This window comes from Shinella sp. G-2, assembly GCF_050172695.1.
GTDB lineage: Bacteria > Pseudomonadota > Alphaproteobacteria > Rhizobiales > Rhizobiaceae > Shinella.
This window is the reverse complement of sequence record NZ_JBBEYH010000001.1, coordinates 551,390-570,984: the sequence shown is the minus strand read 5'-3', so window position 1 is coordinate 570,984 and position 19,595 is coordinate 551,390. Positions and strand designations below refer to the sequence as shown.

Annotated in this window: 16 protein-coding genes; 3 read left to right on the top strand and 13 right to left on the bottom strand. The window is 65.4% G+C overall.

Features of this window, described 5'->3' with window-relative positions; translation table 11 throughout:
• The first annotated feature begins 73 nt into the window (after positions 1 to 73).
• Entirely contained in the window at positions 74 to 1,279 is a 1,206-nt protein-coding gene (locus V8U06_RS02870; protein ID WP_427139412.1) for a GTP-binding protein, read from the top strand.
• A 4-nt stretch (positions 1,280 to 1,283) separates the two neighbouring features.
• Here the strand turns inward: V8U06_RS02870 and mgrA are convergent, their stop codons facing one another.
• The 8 genes from mgrA to V8U06_RS02830 all read right to left on the bottom strand — a co-directional run bounded on the left by mgrA (position 1,284) and on the right by V8U06_RS02830 (position 11,019).
• Positions 1,284 to 2,315: an L-glyceraldehyde 3-phosphate reductase gene (gene mgrA / locus V8U06_RS02865; RefSeq protein ID WP_427139411.1), complete on the bottom strand. Its 1,032-nt coding sequence runs from the start codon at positions 2,313 to 2,315 to the stop codon at positions 1,284 to 1,286.
• A 95-nt stretch (positions 2,316 to 2,410) separates the two neighbouring features.
• A complete protein-coding gene (locus V8U06_RS02860; RefSeq protein WP_427139410.1) occupies positions 2,411 to 3,544 on the bottom strand; it encodes a Gfo/Idh/MocA family protein in 1,134 nt (377 codons plus the stop codon).
• 12 nt (positions 3,545 to 3,556) lie between these two features.
• Complete coding sequence (locus V8U06_RS02855) at positions 3,557 to 4,318, bottom strand: sugar phosphate isomerase/epimerase family protein (RefSeq protein WP_427139409.1); 762 nt, start codon at positions 4,316 to 4,318, stop codon at positions 3,557 to 3,559.
• An 18-nt stretch (positions 4,319 to 4,336) separates the two neighbouring features.
• Complete coding sequence (locus tag V8U06_RS02850; protein WP_427139408.1) at positions 4,337 to 6,790, bottom strand: beta-mannosidase; 2,454 nt, start codon at positions 6,788 to 6,790, stop codon at positions 4,337 to 4,339.
• A gap of 33 nt (positions 6,791 to 6,823) precedes the next feature.
• A complete protein-coding gene (locus V8U06_RS02845; RefSeq protein ID WP_427139407.1) occupies positions 6,824 to 7,912 on the bottom strand; it encodes an ABC transporter ATP-binding protein in 1,089 nt (362 codons plus the stop codon).
• 3 nt (positions 7,913 to 7,915) lie between these two features.
• Entirely contained in the window at positions 7,916 to 8,743 is an 828-nt protein-coding gene (locus V8U06_RS02840) for a carbohydrate ABC transporter permease (RefSeq protein WP_427139580.1), read from the bottom strand.
• Between the two features lie 73 nt (positions 8,744 to 8,816).
• Positions 8,817 to 9,719 carry a carbohydrate ABC transporter permease gene (locus tag V8U06_RS02835; protein ID WP_427139406.1) on the bottom strand — a complete coding sequence of 301 codons (903 nt, stop codon included), beginning with the start codon at positions 9,717 to 9,719 and terminating at the stop codon, positions 8,817 to 8,819.
• A gap of 64 nt (positions 9,720 to 9,783) precedes the next feature.
• Positions 9,784 to 11,019, bottom strand: coding sequence for an ABC transporter substrate-binding protein (locus tag V8U06_RS02830; RefSeq protein WP_226918742.1), 1,236 nt, complete (start codon positions 11,017 to 11,019; stop codon positions 9,784 to 9,786).
• 425 nt (positions 11,020 to 11,444) lie between these two features.
• Between V8U06_RS02830 and V8U06_RS02825 the strand changes: the two genes are divergently transcribed.
• A complete protein-coding gene (locus V8U06_RS02825; RefSeq protein ID WP_427139405.1) occupies positions 11,445 to 12,488 on the top strand; it encodes a LacI family transcriptional regulator in 1,044 nt (347 codons plus the stop codon).
• An 89-nt stretch (positions 12,489 to 12,577) separates the two neighbouring features.
• Here the strand turns inward: V8U06_RS02825 and gndA are convergent, their stop codons facing one another.
• From gndA to ccoG, 5 genes are all read right to left on the bottom strand, one after another.
• Positions 12,578 to 14,008: an NADP-dependent phosphogluconate dehydrogenase gene (gene gndA / locus V8U06_RS02820; protein ID WP_427139404.1), complete on the bottom strand. Its 1,431-nt coding sequence runs from the start codon at positions 14,006 to 14,008 to the stop codon at positions 12,578 to 12,580.
• A 171-nt stretch (positions 14,009 to 14,179) separates the two neighbouring features.
• Positions 14,180 to 14,335, bottom strand: a complete 156-nt coding sequence (ccoS, locus tag V8U06_RS02815; RefSeq protein ID WP_226918739.1) for a cbb3-type cytochrome oxidase assembly protein CcoS — start codon at positions 14,333 to 14,335, stop codon at positions 14,180 to 14,182.
• Positions 14,332 to 16,626 carry a heavy metal translocating P-type ATPase gene (locus tag V8U06_RS02810; RefSeq protein WP_427139403.1) on the bottom strand — a complete coding sequence of 765 codons (2,295 nt, stop codon included), beginning with the start codon at positions 16,624 to 16,626 and terminating at the stop codon, positions 14,332 to 14,334. Before V8U06_RS02810 ends, ccoS begins: the two co-directional genes overlap by 4 nt.
• Positions 16,623 to 17,120, bottom strand: coding sequence for a FixH family protein (locus V8U06_RS02805; protein WP_226918737.1), 498 nt, complete (start codon positions 17,118 to 17,120; stop codon positions 16,623 to 16,625). Before V8U06_RS02805 ends, V8U06_RS02810 begins: the two co-directional genes overlap by 4 nt.
• Positions 17,120 to 18,691 carry a cytochrome c oxidase accessory protein CcoG gene (gene ccoG, locus V8U06_RS02800; protein ID WP_427139402.1) on the bottom strand — a complete coding sequence of 524 codons (1,572 nt, stop codon included), beginning with the start codon at positions 18,689 to 18,691 and terminating at the stop codon, positions 17,120 to 17,122. The genes V8U06_RS02805 and ccoG overlap by 1 nt, the downstream gene beginning before the upstream one ends.
• Positions 18,692 to 18,810: 119 nt before the next feature.
• Here ccoG and V8U06_RS02795 point away from each other — a divergent pair, with 119 nt between their 5' ends.
• Complete coding sequence (locus tag V8U06_RS02795) at positions 18,811 to 19,566, top strand: helix-turn-helix domain-containing protein (RefSeq protein ID WP_427139401.1); 756 nt, start codon at positions 18,811 to 18,813, stop codon at positions 19,564 to 19,566.
• The last annotated feature ends 29 nt before the right edge of the window (positions 19,567 to 19,595 follow it).

Below are 19,595 nucleotides of genomic sequence, written 5' to 3'. Positions count from 1 at the left end.
GGACAAAGGCGGGATCGATCCCGCCTTTTTCAGCCGCACGAATGTAACGGTATAACATTAAAGGCATGATACGATGGACAACCGCCTCCCCGTCACCGTCCTTTCCGGCTTTCTCGGTGCCGGCAAGACGACGCTTCTGAACCACGCTCTCACCAATCGCAGCGGCCTGCGCGTCGCCGTCATCGTCAACGACATGAGCGAGGTGAACATCGACGCCGCGCTCGTCCGTGACGGCGGGGCAGACCTTTCGCGCACCGGCGAACAGCTGGTCGAGATGACGAACGGCTGCATCTGCTGCACCCTGCGCGACGACCTTCTCACCGAGGTGCGCCGCCTCGCCGAGATGAACCGCTTCGATTACCTGCTCATCGAATCGAGCGGCATTTCCGAGCCTCTGCCCGTCGCCACCACCTTCGACTTCCGCGACGAGGACGGACGGAGCCTGTCGGATGTCGCGCGCCTCGACACGATGGTGACGGTGGTCGATGCCGCCAACCTCCTGAAGGACTACGGCTCGCAGGATTTCCTCGCCCAGCGCGGCGAGACGGCCGGGGAAAACGACACGCGCACGCTGGTGGAACTGCTGGTCGAGCAGATCGAATTCGCCGATGTGGTGGTGCTCAACAAGGCCAGCGCCGCAAGCCCTGCCGATCTCCTTGCCGCCCGGCAGATCGTCGGCGGTCTCAACGCCAGCGCCCACGTCATCGAGACGGATTTCGGCCGCGTCGATCTCGCCGACATTCTCGGCACGAACCGGTTCGATTTCGACAGGGCAAGCGAACATCCGCTCTGGTTCAAGGAGCTGCACGGCTTCCGGGATCACGTGCCGGAAACCGAGGAATACGGCATCCGCTCCTTCGTCTACCGGGCGCGAAAGCCGTTCCAGCCGGCGCGTTTCAAGGCATTTCTCGACGAGAGCTGGCCGGGCGTCATCCGCGCCAAGGGCTTCTTCTGGCTCGCCACCCGCCCGCACCATGTCGGCGAGATGAGCCAGGCGGGCCCTCTGGTCAGAAGCGGGCGGCTCGGCCTCTGGTGGGCCTCCGTACCGCAACAGCATTGGCCGGAGGACCGGACGGCGCGCGAGGCGATCGCCCGCATGTCCGACCCCGTCTGGGGCGACCGGCGGCAGGAACTCGTCTTCATCGGCGCGGACCCGATGGATGAAGCCGATATCCGTCGCCGGCTCGACGCCTGCCTGGTGGAGGCGGACGGTTTCGAGCCCGCCCGCTGGGCAAATCTGCCGGACCCCTTTCCGCTGTGGATCCGGCAGGCGAGCTGAGGCGTCAGTCGCGCTCGGCGGAGCTGGCCCACAGGTTGATGTCGGCTTCCCGGGCATAGACATCGATCTCGGCCAGTTCCTCGGCCGTGAAATCGGGCTTTTCCAGCGCCTTGACGCAATCGACGATCTGGGCGGAGCGGCTGGCGCCGATCAGCGCCGAGGTGATGCGCCCGCCGCGCAGCACCCAGGAGAGCGCCATCTGCGCCAGCGTCTGGCCGCGCCGCTCGGCGATGGCGTTGAGCTTGCGGATATTGTCGATGATCTCGGGGCGGATGAAGTCCTTCTTGAGGAAGTGGTTCAGCGCCGCGCGGCTGTCGCCCGGAATGCCGCCGAGATATTTCGTGGTGAGCATGCCCTGCGCCAGCGGCGAGAAGACGATGGAGCCGATGCCGAGGTCGTCAAGCGTATCGACGAGGCCGTCATCCTCGATCCAGCGATTGAGCATGGAATAGCTCGGCTGGTGGATGATGCAGGGCGTGCCGAGGTCCTTCAGGATCGCGGCGGCCTCGCGGGTGCGCTGCGAATTGTAGGAGGAGATGCCGACATAGAGCGCGCGGCCGGAGCGCACGATATGATCGAGCGCGCCGCAGGTTTCCTCCAGCGGCGTGTCGGGATCGAAGCGGTGGGAGTAGAAGATGTCGACATAGTCGAGACCCATGCGCTTCAGGCTCTGGTCGCAGGAAGCGATGAGATACTTGCGGCTGCCCCACTCGCCATAGGGACCCGGCCACATGTCGTAGCCGGCCTTGGAGGAAATGATCAGCTCGTCGCGCAGCGGCTTGAAATCGGTGCGCAGGATCTCGCCGAAGGCGGTTTCCGCCGTGCCGGCCGGCGGGCCGTAGTTGTTGGCGAGGTCGAAATGGGTGATGCCGAGGTCGAAGGCCGTGCGGCACATGTCGACCTTGCGGTCATGCGGCGTGTCGTCACCGAAATTGTGCCAGAGGCCGAGCGAGATCGCCGGCAGCTTCAGGCCGGAGCGTCCCACGCGGTTGTAGGTCATCGTGTCGTAACGGGTATCCGCCGGCTGCCAGGCCATGGTCACGTTCCTTTGCTGAATCGGGTGCTGTGTCGTAGCCCCGCCGGATAGCGACCGGCAAGGGATTTCAGCCCCTTGCCGGTCGTTGCACACGCTTATCGCAAGAGCGCCCGCGCCTCCTCGATGCCGAGCGCCGCCGGCTGGGTGCAGGTGGTGACGATGTCGATCGCCCTGCCCTCCTCGGCGGAACGCAGGATCGCCGTCAAGACGTCGATCGTATGCAGCGAGCGGTCCAGCGAACACCGGTAGTCGCGGCCGGTCGTCACCGCCTCCATCATGTCGGCAAGGCCGATGCCCCGGTAGTTGGCTTGCCTGCCCCAGTCGAATTCATAGTTCTCTGCGGTCAGCGGATGGTCCCAGACCTCCACCGCCTTCGGCTCCCGATCGTTTCCGGCAAGCTCCACCACGCCGCCGAAGAAGTTCGGGTCCGGCACGAAGACGGCGCCGTCGGTGCCGTAGAGCTCCATGTTCTGGTGGCGATGCGCCCAGACGTCCCAGCTCGCCATCAGCGCCACCTGCGCGCCGCTGACGAATTCGAGGATCGCGTGAATGTTGGTGGCGACGACCACCGGCACCGTCTCGCCGAGGCGCGGGCCGTTGCCGATCACCCGCTCCTCCCGCGCCCGGTTGGCGAGCGCCACGACGCGCTTCACCGGACCGACGAGATTGACGAGGTTGTTGACGTAATAGGGCCCCATGTCGAGGATCGGTCCGCCGCCCGGCGCGAAGAAAAAGTCCGGGTTCGGATGCCAGCTCTCCATGCCCGGCCCCAGCACATGCGCCGTGCCCGACATGATCTTGCCCAGCCTGCCGTTGTCGATGAGATGGCGCACGAACTGGTGCGCGCCGCCGAGATAGGTATCCGGCGCCGAGCCGACCTTCAGGCCCTTGGCATCGGCGATACGCCGCAGGTCCTCGCCCTGTTCGAGCGAGAGCACGAAGGGTTTTTCCGAATAGACGTGCTTGCCGGCCTCCAGCGCCTGCCGCGAAACCGGGTAATGCGCCTCGGGGATCGTCAGGTTCACGACGACATCGACCTCGGGATTGGCGAGCAGTTCGCCGATCTCCTGCGCCGGCACGCCGAATTCCTCCGAGCGCGCCTGCGACGCGGCGGGATTGATATCGGCGCAGGCCACGACCTTCAGGTTCCGGAAGGTCGGGATCAGCTTGAAATAGGCGCCCGAGATGTTGCCGCAGCCGATGATGCCGACTCCGTATTCCTTGCTCATGATGGTCAGTCCTTACAAAGCCTTGACGGTCGCGATCGAGCGGGTGGCAAGCCGGGTCAGGTCCTTCGGATTGTCATGCTCGACGATGAAGTATCGCGCCGGCGTGCCGGCCAGCGCCTTGGCCAGATCGGCCCACGGCACCGTGCCATGGCCGACATCGGCCCAGCCGTCCTCGTCCGTATTCTCGCCCTTCGGCGCGATGTCCTTGACATGCACGGCGGTGATGCGGTCGCCGTATGTCTGGATCCAGGCGAAGGGATCGGCCCCGCCGCGCACGATCCAGGCGATATCCGCTTCCCAGGAAAGATCCGGCCCGCCGGCGAAGAGATGGTCCTGCGGCACGCTGCCGTCGGGCAGCGTGAAGAACTCGAAATCGTGGTTGTGCCAGCCGAAGACGAGGCCCGCCGCGCGGATCGGCGCGCCGGCCTTCTGCAGGCGCTCGCCGAAGGCCCGCCATCCGGCGGCGTCCGTCGGGCGGTCCTCCGGCAGGAGATAGGGGCAATAGACCGCCTCGATGCCGAGCGTGCGGCAGATGGCGAGCACCCGCTCCGGCTCGTCTTCCAGCATGTCGAGGCCGAAATGGGCCGACGGCATGGTCAGGCCGTACCGGTCGAGATCGGCCTTCACCTGTTGGATCGCCGCGTCGTCGAGGGCGGCATAGAGGGCGCTGTATCCTTCCACCTGCCGGTAGCCGGCATCGGCGAGGATGCGGAAGACTTCGGCGAAGGGCTGGAAGTTGCGGGCGCTGTAGAGCTGGAAACTGACTGTCTGCATGGATGTCTCCTCGTGCGTTCAGATGGCCGTCTGGCAGGAATGAAGATCGAGCCAGCGAATGTTGGGAACCGCACCGTCTTGCGCGGGCGTGAAGATGACCGTGCGATGCGCGCCGGCGGTAAGATCGAAGGCATTGTCGGACCAGCGGCCGGCGCACTCCGCCTCGAGCATCACATGCAGCGCCAGCCCGGTGGCGGCGGCGGTGACGGCGACGGTGCCGTCATCGCGCGGCGAAACGTCGAGCGTCAGGCCGGAGGCTTCCAGATCGAGCGCCTTGTAGTTGACCGCAACGTGGTGCCCCTCGCCGCGCATGCCGTTCGAGGCCTCGAAGGACCAGAAGAGCAGCGTGTCCTCGGGAAGATCGGCGGAAAAGACGGAGAACAGCATCTCCGCCCTGTCGGGCCCGCAGACGCCCTCCGCACTCCGGTAGGCCCGCCGCTCGCCCGAGAGGGAAACGAGCCAGGTGTCGAGTTTCACCGCAACGGCTTCCGCCGTGTCGTTGACGACGGAAAAGCCGATGGTCTCGCCGTCCTTTGAGGGAATGGCGGCGACCGCCACGGGCTGGAAGAAGCGGCGCACCATATAGTGCATGGCCTTCCAGCTTCCGCCATAGTCGAGGCTCGACCAGGAGGCGACCGGCCAGGTGTCGTTGAGCTGCCAGTAGAGCGTGCCCATGCAATGGGGCTTCAGCGAGCGCCAGTATTCCACGGCCGTGCGGATGGCGAGGCCCTGCTGGATCTGGCTGAGATAGACGAAACTCGCAAAATCCTTCGGGAAGCGGAAGTAGCGGAACATGGTGCCGGCGATGCGCTCGTTGCCGCCGGCATTCTTCTGGTGGCTCTCCATGACCGGAGAGGCGATGTTCATGTCCTTCGGGTCGGCGAAGGTCTGCATTACGGGCATGGACGTATAGGACTGGAAGCCGAATTCCGAGCAGAAGCGCGGCCGCACGCTGCGGTAATTGTCGAAGGACTTGTTCTCGTGCCAGACCGACCAGTAGTGCATGTCGCCGGACCCGTCCGCGTGCCAGGCATCGCCGAAGTCGAGATAGCCGGAGGCCGGGCTGGAGGGCCACCAGATGGCGCCGGGCGCCGCCTTCTTCATCGCCAGTTCGACGGTGCGGTTGAGGCGGTCGTAGGAGACGAGATAGCGATCGCGGTTGGCGCGGCTTTCGTCGAACCAGGTCAGCGCGCCGACCAGCTCGTTGTCGCCGCACCACATGACGATGGAGGGGTGCGAGGCGAGACGCTTGACCTGGTATTCCACCTCGGCCGCGACATTGTCGAGGAAATCGACGGTCGAGGGATAGAGGTTGCAGGCGAACATGAAGTCCTGCCAGACCATCAGGCCGAGTTCGTCGCAGAGATCATAGAACCAGTCCGGCTCGTAGAAGCCGCCGCCCCAGACCCGCAGCATGTTCATGTTGGCCTCGACGGCCGATTGCAGGAGGTCGCGCACGCCTGACGGCGTGATGCGCGCGGGCAAGGCGTCGGCCGGAATCCAGTTGGCGCCGCGGCAGAAGATTTCCCGGCCGTTGACCTTGAGCGCGAAGCGGCTGCCGGCCTCGTCCACGTCGGTCAACAGCTCCACCTGCCGAAGGCCGATGCGGCGCACCGCGGTCTCGGCGGGCGTTTCCACCCGCACGGCATAGATTGCCTGCTCGCCATGGCCCGACGGCCACCAGAGCGCCGGCTTGTCGATGCGGAACATGTGGGTCAGTTGCGTCTCGCCGGCATCGATGCCGATGTCGAAGCGCACGCGTTCCTCGCCGAGCGCGAAATGCACCGGCAGGATGCCGGGCGCCTTCGCATAAAAGGTGGCGGTGACATAGAGATCGACGGCACCGCCGGCATGATGGAATTGCCTGGTCGTGACATGCTCGACACGCGCCACCTCCAGCTTGCGCAGGGCGATGCCGCCATAGATGCCGAGCGGCGCAAGGGCGATGTTCCAGTCCCAGCCGAAATGGCACTGGGGCTTGCGCAGCATGTTGCCGTTCGGGATCGGCGAGTTGCCGGGATGCCAGGGGATGAAGAAGGGCTGTTCCGCCTGCCTGACGGCGCCGGCCGCGATACTGGAATGGATCAGCACGCGCACCGTATTCTCGCCGGCCTTCAGGGCGTTGGTGACGTCGGGCCGATAGCGGCGGAAGCAGTTGTCCGTATCCTGAACCAGCACGCCGTTCACATAGACGGAGGCGACCGTGTCGATGCTGTCGATATCGAGATACCAGTCGCCTTCCAGCATTTCCGGCGCGAGGTCGAACATGCGCTCGATCGCCCAGTCCTTTTCGGCCACCCATTGCACGTCACGCTCGTTGCGGCCGGCATAGGGGTCGGGAATGAGACCGGCGGCAAGCAGGGCGCTGTGCACGTCGCCCGGCACGCGCATCGGCGCGCTATGGGCGGCATCGGTGCTGGCGAGGGTCCAGGTGCCGGAGAGGTCGATGGCGGTGCTGGTTGCTCGGTTCATCTGTCGATCCCTGAAACGTGGTTGTGCATCACCTCAGATCCGCTCCTCCGTCTCCGCATCGAACAGCGAGGCCAGTCCCATGTCGAAGGCGAGCTTCACCGCCGTGCCCGGCGCAAAGCGCCGCGCGCCGGCGACGCGGACGGAGAGCGTATGGCCGGCATGCTTCAGCCAGAGCAGGTTGTCGGCGCCCATCGGCTCCTCGATATCGACGGTCGCCGGATGACTTTCGATGCCGGGCATGTCCTCGTTGACCTTCACATGCTCCGGGCGCACGCCGAGAACGACCTTGCGGCCGGGATGGAGCGCCTCGCCGGCGGCATAACCGTCGAGCGAAAAATCGACGCCGTTGGTGCTGAAGACCGGCCGGCCGCCGCGCTCGGTGATCTCCCCGCGCAAGAAATTCATCGAGGGCGAGCCGATGAAACCGGCGACGAACATGTTCCTCGGCGCGTTATAGATCGTGTTGGGATCGGCGAGCTGCTGGATGACGCCGCTCTTCATGATGGCGATGCGGTCGGCGAGCGTCAGCGCCTCGATCTGGTCGTGGGTGACATAGATCATCGTGTTCTTCAGCGACTGGTGCAGCCGCTTGATTTCCACACGCAGCTCAGAGCGCAGCTTCGCATCGAGATTGGAGAGCGGTTCGTCGAAGAGGAAGACATCGACGTCGCGCACCAGCGCCCGGCCGATCGCCACGCGCTGGCGCTGGCCACCGGAGAGCGCCGAGGGCTTGCGGGTGAGAAGCGGGCCGATCTGCAGGATCTCGGCGGCGCGGGCGACGCGCTTGTCGATCTCCGGCTTTGCCATGCCTGCCACCGTGAGGCCGAAGGACAGGTTCTTCTCCACCGTCATCTGCGGATAGAGCGCATAGGACTGGAAGACCATGCCGATGCCCCGGTCCTTCGGCTCCTCCCAGGTGACGTTCCTGTTCTTGATGAAGATCTGCCCGCCGGTCGGCTCCAGCAGGCCGGCGATGCAGTTGAGCAGGGTCGACTTGCCGCAGCCAGACGAGCCGAGCAGCACGAGGAACTCGCCCTCGCCGATATCGAGATTGAGGTTTTCCAGCACGTTGACCGCGCCGAAGCTGAGCGAAAGATCCTTGATGGAGACGGATGTCTGCATGGCTTACCCCTTGACTGCGCCGGCGGCGATGCCGCGGACGAAGAGGCGTCCCGACACGAAATAGACGATGAGCGGAACCGCGCCGGTCAGCAGCGTCGCGGCCATGTTGACGTTGTATTCCTTCACCCCCTGGACGGAGTTGACGATGTTGTTGAGCTGCACGGTCATCGGGTAATATTCCGGCCGGGTGAAGACGACGCCGAAGAGGAAGTCGTTCCAGATGCCGGTGATCTGCAGGATCATCGCCACGACGAAGATCGGCAGCGACATCGGCAGCATGATGCGGAGATAGATCTGCCAGAACCCCGCCCCGTCGATGCGCGCCGCCTTGAACAGCTCCTCCGGCAGGGAGGAGAAATAGTTGCGGAACAGCAGCGTCAGGATCGGCATGCCGAAGATGGTGTGCACAATGACGAGGCCGGTCAGCGTGCCGTAGATGCCCATTTCCCTGAGCACGATGACGATCGGATAGATCATCACCTGATAGGGGATGAAGGCGCCGACGATGAGGATGGTGAAGAAGACGTCCGCGCCCTTGAACTTCCAGTTGGCGAGAGCGTAGCCGTTGACGGAGGCGACGAGGATCGAGATCAGCGTCGAGGGGATGGTGATGCGCACCGAATTCCAGAAGCCGCGCGACAGGCCATCGCAGTTGAGCCCCGTGCAGGCGCTGGCCCAGGCCTTGGCCCAGGGTGCGAAGGTGATCTCGAGCGGTGGGGAGAAGATGTTGCCGAGGCGGATTTCCGGCATGCCCTTCATGGAGGTGACGACCATCACATAGAGCGGCAGCAGGTAGTAGAGCGCCGCCACCAGCAGCGTGCCGTAGAGCATGATGTTGCGGCCGGAGAGCGTGCGGCGGGGTTTTGCGCCCCACGGCTCGGCGCCGGTCCTGGAAGAGAGGGTGTCAGCCACGCTTGCGTCCTCCGAACTCGAGATAGGCCCAGGGCACGATGATGATGGCGACGGTGACGAGCATCATGGTGGAGGCGGCGAAGCCCTGGCCGAGATTCTGCGCCTGGAACATGTAGTCGTAGACATATTTCGCCGGCACTTCGGACGAGATGCCCGGCCCGCCGCTCGTCTGCGCCACCACGAGGTCGTAGACCTTGACGATGCCGCTGGCGATGATGACGAGCGTGGTGATGAAGACCGGCCGCATCATCGGGATGACGATGAAGAGATAGGTCCGCCACATCGGAATGCCGTCGACGCGCGCCGCCTTCCAGATATCCTCGTCGATGCCGCGAAGGCCGGCGAGCAGCAGGCACATGACGAGGCCCGTGCCCTGCCACAGCCCGGCGATCAGCACGCCGTAGATGACGATCTCGGAATTGTAGAGCGGATCGAAGGTGAAGCTTTCCCAGCCCAGCGCACGCACGACGGACTGCACGCCGAATTCCGGATTGAGGATCCACTGCCAGACGAGGCCGGTGACGATGAAGGACAGCGCGAAGGGATAGAGGAAGATCGTGCGGAACGTGTTCTCGAAACGGATCTTCTGGTCCATCAGGGCTGCCAGCAGGAAACCGATGACGAGGCTGAAGACGAGCGTGAAGGCGCCGTAGATGGCGAGATTCTGGATCGAGACGATCCAGCGCGGCGCATCCCACAGGCGTTCGTACTGGTCGAGGCCGACGAATTTCGCCCGCGGCAGCAGCTTCGAATTGGTGAACGAATAGACGACCGTCCAGACCGTGCCGCCGAGAAAGATGACCACGGCGGTCAGCACCATCGGAATGGAAGCGATCTTGGCGCTGATATTGCGCAACAGCCTGCTGGGGCGACCGGTTTGTACCTGGCCCGTCATGGGTCACTCCTCCTTGGTCCCGATCAGGGGGAGCGGCCGGCAGCACGCGCCGGCCGCCGGCCGGTCACTCCGCCGAAGCGATGATCTCGGCGAAACGCTTCTGCGCGTCTTCCGGCGTCATCGAGGGATTGGCGAAGAATTCCGAGAAGAGGTCTTCCTTCTGCTTCTGGCTGTCGGCGGACAGCAGCTGGTCGGTCCAGTCGATCACATTGCCCTTGGCAAGAATGTCGAGGCCTTTCTTCATGCAGTCGTTGGCGGCGGCGAGATCGACGTCGCCGCGCACCGGCAGGGAACCCTTCTTGAGGTTGAAGGCCACCTGCGCGGCGGGGCTGACGAGCGTGGAGGCCAGCGCCTCCTGCGCCTTCGACTTCGCCTCGTCCTCGAGCACCGGGAAATAGAAGGCATCGCCCCCGGTCGCGATGACGTCGGTCACGCCGAGACCCGGAAGGCAGGTATAGTCCTTGCCGGCGACCTGCCCGGCCAGCGCGAACTCGCCCTGCGCCCAGTCGCCCATGATCTGCCCGCCGGCCTTGCCGGTGATGACCATGTTGGTGGCCTGGTTCCAGTCCTGCACATTGGTGCCCTTGGACATGCGGCGCGCATCGTCTGCCGCCTTGAACACCTTTGCGATGTCGGGGCCGGCGGCAACCGCCTCGTCCTTGTCCTTGAACACCTTGTAGAACGTATCCTTGCCGCCGATGGCGAGCAGCAGCACGTCGAAGGCGCCGGCCGACTGCCAGGCCTGCCCGCCGACGGCGAGCGGCACGATTCCGGCCTTTTCCAGCGCCGGCGCGGCGGCGACGAACTCGTCCCAGGTCTTCGGAACGGCGACACCCGCCTTCTCGAAAGCGGCGTTGGAAAGCCAGAGCCACTGCCAGGAATGGATGTTGACCGGCGCGCAATAGACCTTGCCGTCGATGGTGCAGCTATCGAGCAGGCTTGCCGGGCGAATGACGTCCTTCCAGTTCTCCCGCGTCGCGACGTCCGTCAGGTCGCGCATCAGCCCGGCCTCGACCAGCTCCTCGGCCTGGCGGCCGTGGTTGAACTGCGTGGCGCCCATCGGGTCGCCGCCGGTGATGCGGCTGACCATGATCGGGCGCGCCGTGCCGCCCGCGCCGGCGATGGCGCCGTCGATCCATTTGTTGCCCGTGGCGTCGAAAGCCTTCGCCAGTTCTGCGACCGCCGCAGCCTCCCCGCCGGACGTCCACCAATGGGTCACTTCCAGATCGGTCGCATGAGCGACGGCGAACGGCAGGACCACGGTCGCTGCCAATGCAGCAGCCATCACACGAGTTTTCATGAGTCTCCTCCCTCACTGAAACGTTGCAGTAAAAACGTAGCCCAATCGATTTAATCGCGCAACCGCCCGCCACTGGATTTTGTTTCGACGGGAATTTTGGGCTTCTTTCGGACCGCAGCACCTCGTCGGAACCGGGGCGACAGGTCGCTGCACCCACTCAGACATCTCCTTACAAACAATTGTATTTACAATTCTTTTTCCAAAAAGAAACAGCGCTTCCGCCTACCAGTCTTCGCAAGCGCATAAATTACAGTTTTGCGGCGCAACGGTGCTGCCGAGATCAGCGCCATGCAAATTCGCGCAAATTCCGCCTCGACAAAACATCTGTATCGTTACAGATTTAGGAGCGATTTTGCGAGAGAGTGGCAGCCGGGTCCAAAAAATGTATAACCGGCTGCTAATAGGGTGAGGTGGGCAAGCAGGGCATGGACAGGAAGATGAGCGAGGGCCAGGCGGGGGCGCTTCCGCCCTCCGGCGAGCGGCCGACGCTGAAGACGATCGCCTTCATGACCGGTCTCGGCATCACGACGGTTTCACGGGCGCTCAAGGATGCGCCCGACATCAGCAGCGAAACGAAGGAGCGCGTGCGCCTCGTCGCCCGCCAGATCGGCTACCAGCCGAACCGCGCGGGCGTGCGCCTTCGAACCGGCAAGACCAACGTCATCAGCCTCATCCTCAGCCTGGAAGAGGAGATCATGGGCCTGACGAGCCCGATGGTCGTCGGCATTTCCGAAGTGCTCGCCGCCACGCAATATCATCTCGTCGTGACACCCTACCGCACGCAGGGCAATGCGCTCGATCCGGTGCGCTACGTCTTGGAGACGGGCGCGGCGGACGGCGTGATCATCTCGCGCACCGAGCCGAAGGACCCGCGCGTCGCGTTGATGGTCGAGCGTAACTTCCCCTTCGTCACGCATGGCCGCACGGAAATGGGCCTTGCCCATCCCTATCACGATTTCGACAACGAGCGCTTCGCCTATGAAGCCGTGCGCAAGCTGGTCGAGCTTGGCCGCAAGCGGCTGGTACTGCTCCAGCCGCCGCCCTATCTCACCTTCTACCTGCACATGCGCGGCGGTTTCGAGAAAGGCATCCGCGATTTCGGCGCAACGGCCCTGCCCTTCAACGCCGTCAATCTCGACAACAGTCTGCTCGACATCCGTAATGCGGCCGAGGCCCTGTTCAGCGGCCCCGACGCCCCCGACGGCATCGTCTCCGGCAGCGGCTCCGGCGCCGTCGCGCTCATCGCGGCGCTAGAAGCGAAGGGCCGCAGGCTCGGGCGGGATGTCGACATGGTCTCCAAGGAGCCGCACATGTTCCTGCAATGGCTGCGGCCGGAGGTCGTGACCATGCGCGAGGACATCCGCCTCGCCGGCCGGGAACTGGCCAGGGCCGTGCTCGCCCGCATCGAGGGCCGCCCGCCGGAGGAACTGCAGACGCTGAGCTATCCCATCCCGACGGGGGATGCGTAGCAGCCGTTTTCCGCCGCCGGGATAGGCCAGGCCCCCAAAGCAAACGGCCCGGTATGAACCGGGCCGCTTCATTTCCATTTCTAGAGGCTTCAGCCGTTCAGGCCGGAGCCCCACGGGCCATGATGGCTGTCGGCGCCGTCGAGGCGGTCGAAGCCGTGGGCGCCGAAGAAGTCGCGCTGGGCCTGGATGACATTCGCGGTGCCGCGACCGCGGCGATAGCTGTCGAAATAGCCGAGCGCCGAGGCAAGCGCGGGAACCGGCAAGCCGTGCAGCGCCGCCGCCGAGACGACGCGGCGCAGCGCCCCGTCGGTTTCCTTCACCATCGCGGCGAAGGCGGGGGTGACGATGAGGTTGGCGGCATCCGGCGCCTTGGTGAAGGCGCTGGTGATCTCGTCGAGGAACTGCGAGCGGATGATGCAGCCGGCGCGCCAGATCTTGGCGATCGTCGGCATCGGCAGGTTCCAGTTGTATTCCTTCGAGGCCGCGGACATCACCGCGAAACCCTGCGCATAGGCGCCGATCTTGCCGGCGAGCAGCGCGCTTTCGAGGTCCTTGATGAAGGCGGCCTTGTCGGCGACCGCGAGGGCCGGAACATCCGGCAGACCGAGGATCTTTTCGGCCGCCTCGCGCTCGCTCTTGAACGAGGAGATCGAGCGGGCGGCGACGGCCGCCTCGATGCCGGTTGCCGGCACGCCCATGTTCTGCGCCTCGATGGCCGACCATTTGCCGGTGCCCTTCTGGCCGGCCTTGTCGAGGATCATGTCGACCATCGGACCGCCGCCGATCGGGTCTCTGGCGGCGAGCACCTTCTCGGTGATCTCGATGAGGTAGGATTCCAGGCGGCCCTTGTTCCAGGCGCCGAAGACCTCGCCGATCTCGGCGGCGCTCATCTTCAGGCCATCGCGCAGGATGCCGTAGATTTCGGCGATCATCTGCATGTCGGCATATTCGATGCCGTTGTGGATGGTCTTGACGAAGTGGCCGGCGCCGTTCTCGCCGAGCCAGGCGACGCAGGGTTCGTCCTTGTACTTGGCGGAGATCGAGGTCAGCACCTTTTCGACGCGCTTCCAGGAGGCTTCCGTGCCGCCGACCATGATGGACGGGCCGTGGCGCGCGCCTTCCTCACCGCCGGAAACGCCCATGCCGATGAAGGTGAGGCCGGAATCCTTGAGGGCGTCGAAGCGGCGCATCGTGTCGCGGAAATTCGCGTTGCCCGCATCGATCATGATGTCGTTCTTTTCGAGATAGGGACGCAGCAGTTCCATCTGCTGGTCGACCGCGGCGCCGGCCTGGATCATGATGATGATCGGCCGCGGTGGGCGGATGGCGGCGACGAATTCCTCGATCGTGTCGCAGGGCACGATCTGGCCCTTGAGATCGCCGGCTTCCTCGTAGAATTCCTTCGTGCGCGCGACCGTGCGGTTGAAGACCGCGATCGTGTTGCCCTTTTCGGCAATGTTGAGCGCAAGGTTCGACCCCATCACGCCGAGACCGATTAGCCCGATTTCCGCCTGTGCCACGATAGTACCTCCGTAGGATGGCGCGGCGGGGGATGCCTGCCGGACCGATGCCGGAATCGCCGCGCGAGAAGAGCCTGTGGAGCCTCGGCTCCAGCCGTGGTGTTTTGGCATTCAAATCGATTTACGACAAGGAATTCTTTGCCGGACGGTCCATTTTAGAACCGCTCGAAATCAACGGGATGGCCGGTCGTCGCCATCGTCCAGCACCCGCCAGGCAGCCCCCTCGACATCGTCGTACTGGCCGCTTTTCAGCGACCAGAGAAAGGCGCCGAGGCCGAGCGCGCCAAGGAAGAGCGCGATGGGAATGAGGAAGATCAGCGTGTTCATGCGGCTTGCACCAGCGGGTTGACCGGACGGGCCTCGTCCGCCGCGCGGACTGCAAAGGCAGGCAGCCTTCCGCGCAGGCGTAGCGAGTTCACCACCACGATGATCGAGGACGTGGACATGGCGACAGCGGCGATCAGCGGCGTGGCATGGCCGAGAATGGCGACCGGTACGGCGATGACGTTATAGCCGATGGCGAGGGCGAAATTCTGCCGTATCAGACGACCGGCGCGGCACGCGGTCTCATGGGCAAAGGGCACCGCCTCGAGGCTCTCGTGCAGGAAGACGAAATCCGCCGCCTGCCGGCCGACATCCGCGGCCGTGGCGGGCGCCATGGAGACATGGGCGGCGGCAAGCGCCGGCGCATCGTTGATGCCGTCGCCGACCATGAGGACCCGGTGGCCCGCGGCCGCGCGTTCGGCGACCGCCTCGGTCTTGCCGCGCGGCGAGAGCGCGGCCCGCCAGCGACCGATGCCGAGCAGGCCTGCAATGCGGGCGACGGCAGGCGCACGGTCACCCGACAGAATGGCCATCTCGACATCGTCCTGTCTCAGCGCCGTGACGGCTTCCACCGCGCCGGCGCGCAGCGCATCCTCGAAGCGGAAGGTTTCCAGCACCGTGCCGTCCCGCGTCAGCACGACCTCCGACAGGCCATGCACGTCGTCACCGGTCGCGGCATTGCCGCAGGCGAAGGTGCAATTGCCGAGCCGGAGCAGGCCTTGCGGCGTGGCGGCTTCGAGACCGCCGCCGGCGACTTCCGTGACCGCCTCGATGACAGGCGACGGGCCGGCATTCGCCCCGACCAGCGCCATCGAAAGCGGATGGCGCGAATGGGGGGCGAGCGCGGCGGCAAGCGCCAGATGCGCACGATTGACCGTTTCCCGCTCGACGAGGCGCGGCTTGCCCAGCGTCAGCGTGCCGGTCTTGTCGAAAACGGCGGTGTCGATCTCGGCGAGGCGCTCCATGGCGGAGCCATCCTTGACCATGACGCCGCCGGCAAAGAGACGCCCGGCCGCAACGACCTGCACCACCGGCACGGCAAGGCCGAGCGCGCAGGGGCAGGTGATGATCAGCACGGCAATGGCGACCAGCATGGCATGCTTCCAGTCGCCATCGTAGAAGCCCCAGCCCAGGAAGGAGGCAAACGCCAGAAGGTGCACGGCGGGCGAATAGATCTGCGCGGCGCGGTCGGCGATGCGGCGATAGCGCGCCCGGCCGCCCTCGGCCGCCTCCATGAGGCCGATGACTTCCGACAGGAACGAATTGCGCGCGGTGGCGACAGCTTCGACGGTGAGCGAGCCGGTGAGGTTCATCGCGCCCGCTTCCAGCCGCGTACCCGGCCCTGCGGCCAGCGGATCGCTCTCGCCATTGACGATGGAGCGGTCGATGTCGCTGGCGCCCGCCAGAACCCGGCAGTCGACGGGAATGCGCTCGCCGGCGGCGATGGACAGATGTTCGCCGACGGCGATCTCCTCGACGGGGCGATAGTCCCGCGTGCCATCCGGCCGCACGACCATGGCCCCGCGCGGTGAAAGGCGCGCAAGGCCCGTGATGGCCGAGCGGGCGCGGTCACGCATGACGTGGTCGAGCGTGCGGCCGATGAGGAGGAAGAACAGCAGGCTGACCGTCGCATCGAACCAGGCATGCTCGGCGCTGTGCAGCGTCTCCCACAGCGATACGGCATAGGACAGCGTGATGGCGAGCGCGATCGGCACGTCCATGTTGGTGCGGCCGTGGCGCACCGCATTCCAGGCGGACTGGTAGAAGAAGCGGCCGGCATAGATCAGCGTGGGCCCCGCGATGAAGGCGGAGATCCAGTGGAAGAGGTCGCGCGTCGCTGCCTCCGCGCCGGACCAGACCGAGACCGACAGCAGCATGATGTTGGTGGCGGCGAACCCCGCCACGGCCACGGCGCGGATGAGCTGGTTGCGCAGCGCATCGTCTCCTTCGGCGGCGAGCGAGAAGAGATGGGTGTCGTAGCCGGTGGCGCGGATGGCGGCGGCGATGGCCTGCGGGCCCGTACGCCGTCCGTCCACGTCTTCCCTCCACACCACGGAGACGCGGCGCGTGGAGAGATTGACGCGGGCGCGCGCCACTTCGGGCAGCGCGTTCAGCGCACCCTCGACCGTCGTGATGCAGGCGCCGCAATGAACGCCGGGCACGCTGAGATCGCTCTGGCGCAGCCCCTCGCCCACCGGGCGGCTGGCCAGCATCAGTTCTTCCGAGGAGGGCAGCGCCTGCCGGGCGCGCTCCGCCTCGACGACGCCTTCCGTACCGGGGGCGCAGCAGCTCATTGCACGCCTCCCGCAACGACAGTGCGAACCGTCTGGTGGAACACCTTCACGCCGTCGCGTTTCGTCGCGATGTCGACGATCCACTGGCCGCGCGCAATGTCGCGCTCGGCGGTAAAGAGCCCCTGCCCGGCCGGCTTCAGCGCCAGCGTGAAGTCCTCGCGCTCGTCCACCGGGCGCTTGAAGACCGCCGAGACATCGTCGGCAATCAGCGGCGCGCCCTTGGCATCGACCACGCGATAGGCGATGCGACCGCCTTCGATGGTGAGGCTGCCCTCGATGCCGCTCGCGGCAAGCGCCTTGGCTTCCGCGACCTTGCCGTTGAACTGCTGGCTGGCGACATAGGTGTTCTGCACCACGAGGCCACTCCAGCTGTGCGAGGCGTTCCAGGCCATGATGAGGTTGACCGTGATGATCGTGCCGAAGAACAGCACCATGACGCCCAGCATGTGCCAGCCGGTGAAGACGAAGCCCTGTTGTCTGCGTTCTGCGGCCATCACTTTGCTCCCGGCGTGTTAAAGTTGGCGGAATAGACGTCGCGCTCGTGGCCCTGCCGGTCCTCGGCGACAATCTGGAAACCTTCGGCGGCCTCCGCAAGCCGATCCCTGGGCAGGGTGACGAAGACACGCAGCGCCGTCACCTTGTCCGGATCGACCGGCACGTCGACGCTGCGGCCGTCTGCGCCGTCATGGCCGACGACCTTCATGGTCGCGCCCGGCATGCCCTCGATGGAGACGGTGATGACACGGGGCTCGGGGATCATGTTGAGCAGCTTCACCGCATAACCATTGCGGATCGAGCCATCCGATTCGACGACGAACTGCGGGTTGCGGTCGTGGATGACGTTGAGGTCCAGCCGGTCGCGCGACAGCAGCGCGAAGAGCAGCGCCAGCCCCGCCAGCGACCAGACGCCGAAATAGAACAGCGTGCGCGGACGGAAGATGATGCGCCAGTTGAAATGCTTGACCCTGTCGTCGAAACGGCCCTCGGCATCGCGCACGCGCTTCGGATCCACCGGCACCGTGGCACCGGCCGTCGCCAGCGCCATGTTGCTCGAATAGTCCGACAGCGTCGCATAGGCGATGAGACCGCGCTCCTTGCCGAGCTTGTCCATGACATTGTCGCAGGCATCGATGCAGAGCGCGCAGGTGATGCATTCGAGTTGCTGGCCGTCCCTGATGTCGATGCCCATGGGACAGACGACGACGCAGGCATTGCAGTCGACGCAGTCGCCGACGCTCTCGCCGGCGGCGATGGCCTTCTTGGCATGACGGGTGCGCGGCTCGCCGCGCCAGTCGTTATAGGTGACGACCAGCGAGCTTTCGTCCAGCATCGCTGCCTGGATGCGCGGCCAGGGGCACATATAGGTGCAGACCTGCTCGCGCATCAGGCCGCCGAAAATGTAGGTCGTGGCGGTGAGGATGGCGACGGTGATATAGGCGACGGGCGGGGCCTGCAGCGTGGCGAAATCGATCAGCAGGCTCGGCGCATCGGCGAAATAGAAGATCCAGGCGCCGCCGGTCGCCACCGCGATCACCAGCCAGGTGACATGCTTGCTGACGCGCTTCCAGATCTTGTCGAAGGTCCATGGGCCGGCATCGAGCTTCATGCGCGCATTGCGGTCGCCCTCGATGGCCCGTTCCACGACGAGGAAGAGATCGACCCAGACGGTTTGCGGACAGGCATAGCCGCACCAGGCGCGTCCCACCGCCGAAGTGACGAGGAAGAGGCCAAACCCCGCCATGACCAGCAGGCCCGCCACGAAGAAGAATTCCTGCGGCCAGATCTCGATGAAGAAGAAATAGAAGCGGCGGCCGGCGAGATCGACCAGCACGGCCTGGTCCGGCGCATGTGGGCCGCGGTCCCAGCGGATCCACGGCGTCAGGTAATAGATGCCGAGCGTGATCAGCATCACCAGCCACTTGAACTGCCGGAAGCGACCTTCCGCCCGCTTCGGGAAGATCTTCTTGCGCTTCTCGTAGAGCGGCTTGCGCACCTTCGCCGAATTGACGGCTTCCGCCTCGTGGCGTTCGATGGAATTGTAGATGGTGGTGGAATTCTGTTGCATAGGCCCGGCCGCACGTGTCGTTGTGCCGGCACAATGACGCCAACAAGGGCGGCTATCGTTGATCTACGTCAAGTTTTCAGCAAGACAGGGCGTGGCGGGTTGCCGCACGGAAGGACGCGATGACGGAAACCATCCTGGCGAAACGCTATGGCGACTACCGTGAGTTCGCCGTTTCCCCGGCGATTTCCGGGGCGGTTCGCTGTGTCTGGATGCACCGCGCCCCCGACAGTCCCCCTACCGCGCGCGTCGCCGTCGTGCCGGACGGCTGCGTCGATCTGCTCTGGACGGAAGGCGGCTTTCTCCTCGCCGGACCGGACCGCGTCGCGGCCTATCCGCGCCTCCGGTCGGGGCAGGTGATTCTCGGTCTGCGCCTGCGGCCCGGGATCGCCCGTTCTCTGCTGCGCTGCGACCTCGACCAGCTTACCGGCACGGTCGTCGCGCTCGGCGATATCCTGCCCGGCAGCTTCGGCGCGCAGCATGACCGGATGCTTGCCCTCGGCGATCCGCTCCAGCGCCTGAAGCATCTGCAGGCCGCCTTCGCGATGGAAATGCGAGACCTGCCGGCGGTGCGGCCGAATGTGGCCGCCCTGCACGCGCTGAGCGCACGCCTGCCGGCCGACGCCATCGCCCTCGAGATGGGCCTGACGGAACGCACCCTGCGGCGCCTGAGCACCGCCGAATTCGGCTATGGCCCGAAGACGCTTTCCCGCATCCTCCGCTTCCAGACGCTCCTCGGCCGCATGGCGCATCGCGAGAACACGCTTGCCGGTCTTGCCGCCGACAGCGGCTTTGCCGACCAGGCGCACATGAACCGCGACGTGCTGGCGCTGACGAGCCTGACGCCCGGTGAAATCCTGCGCCAGATGCGCGGCTGACTGTCCGTTTCGTCCAAGACACCGGCGCG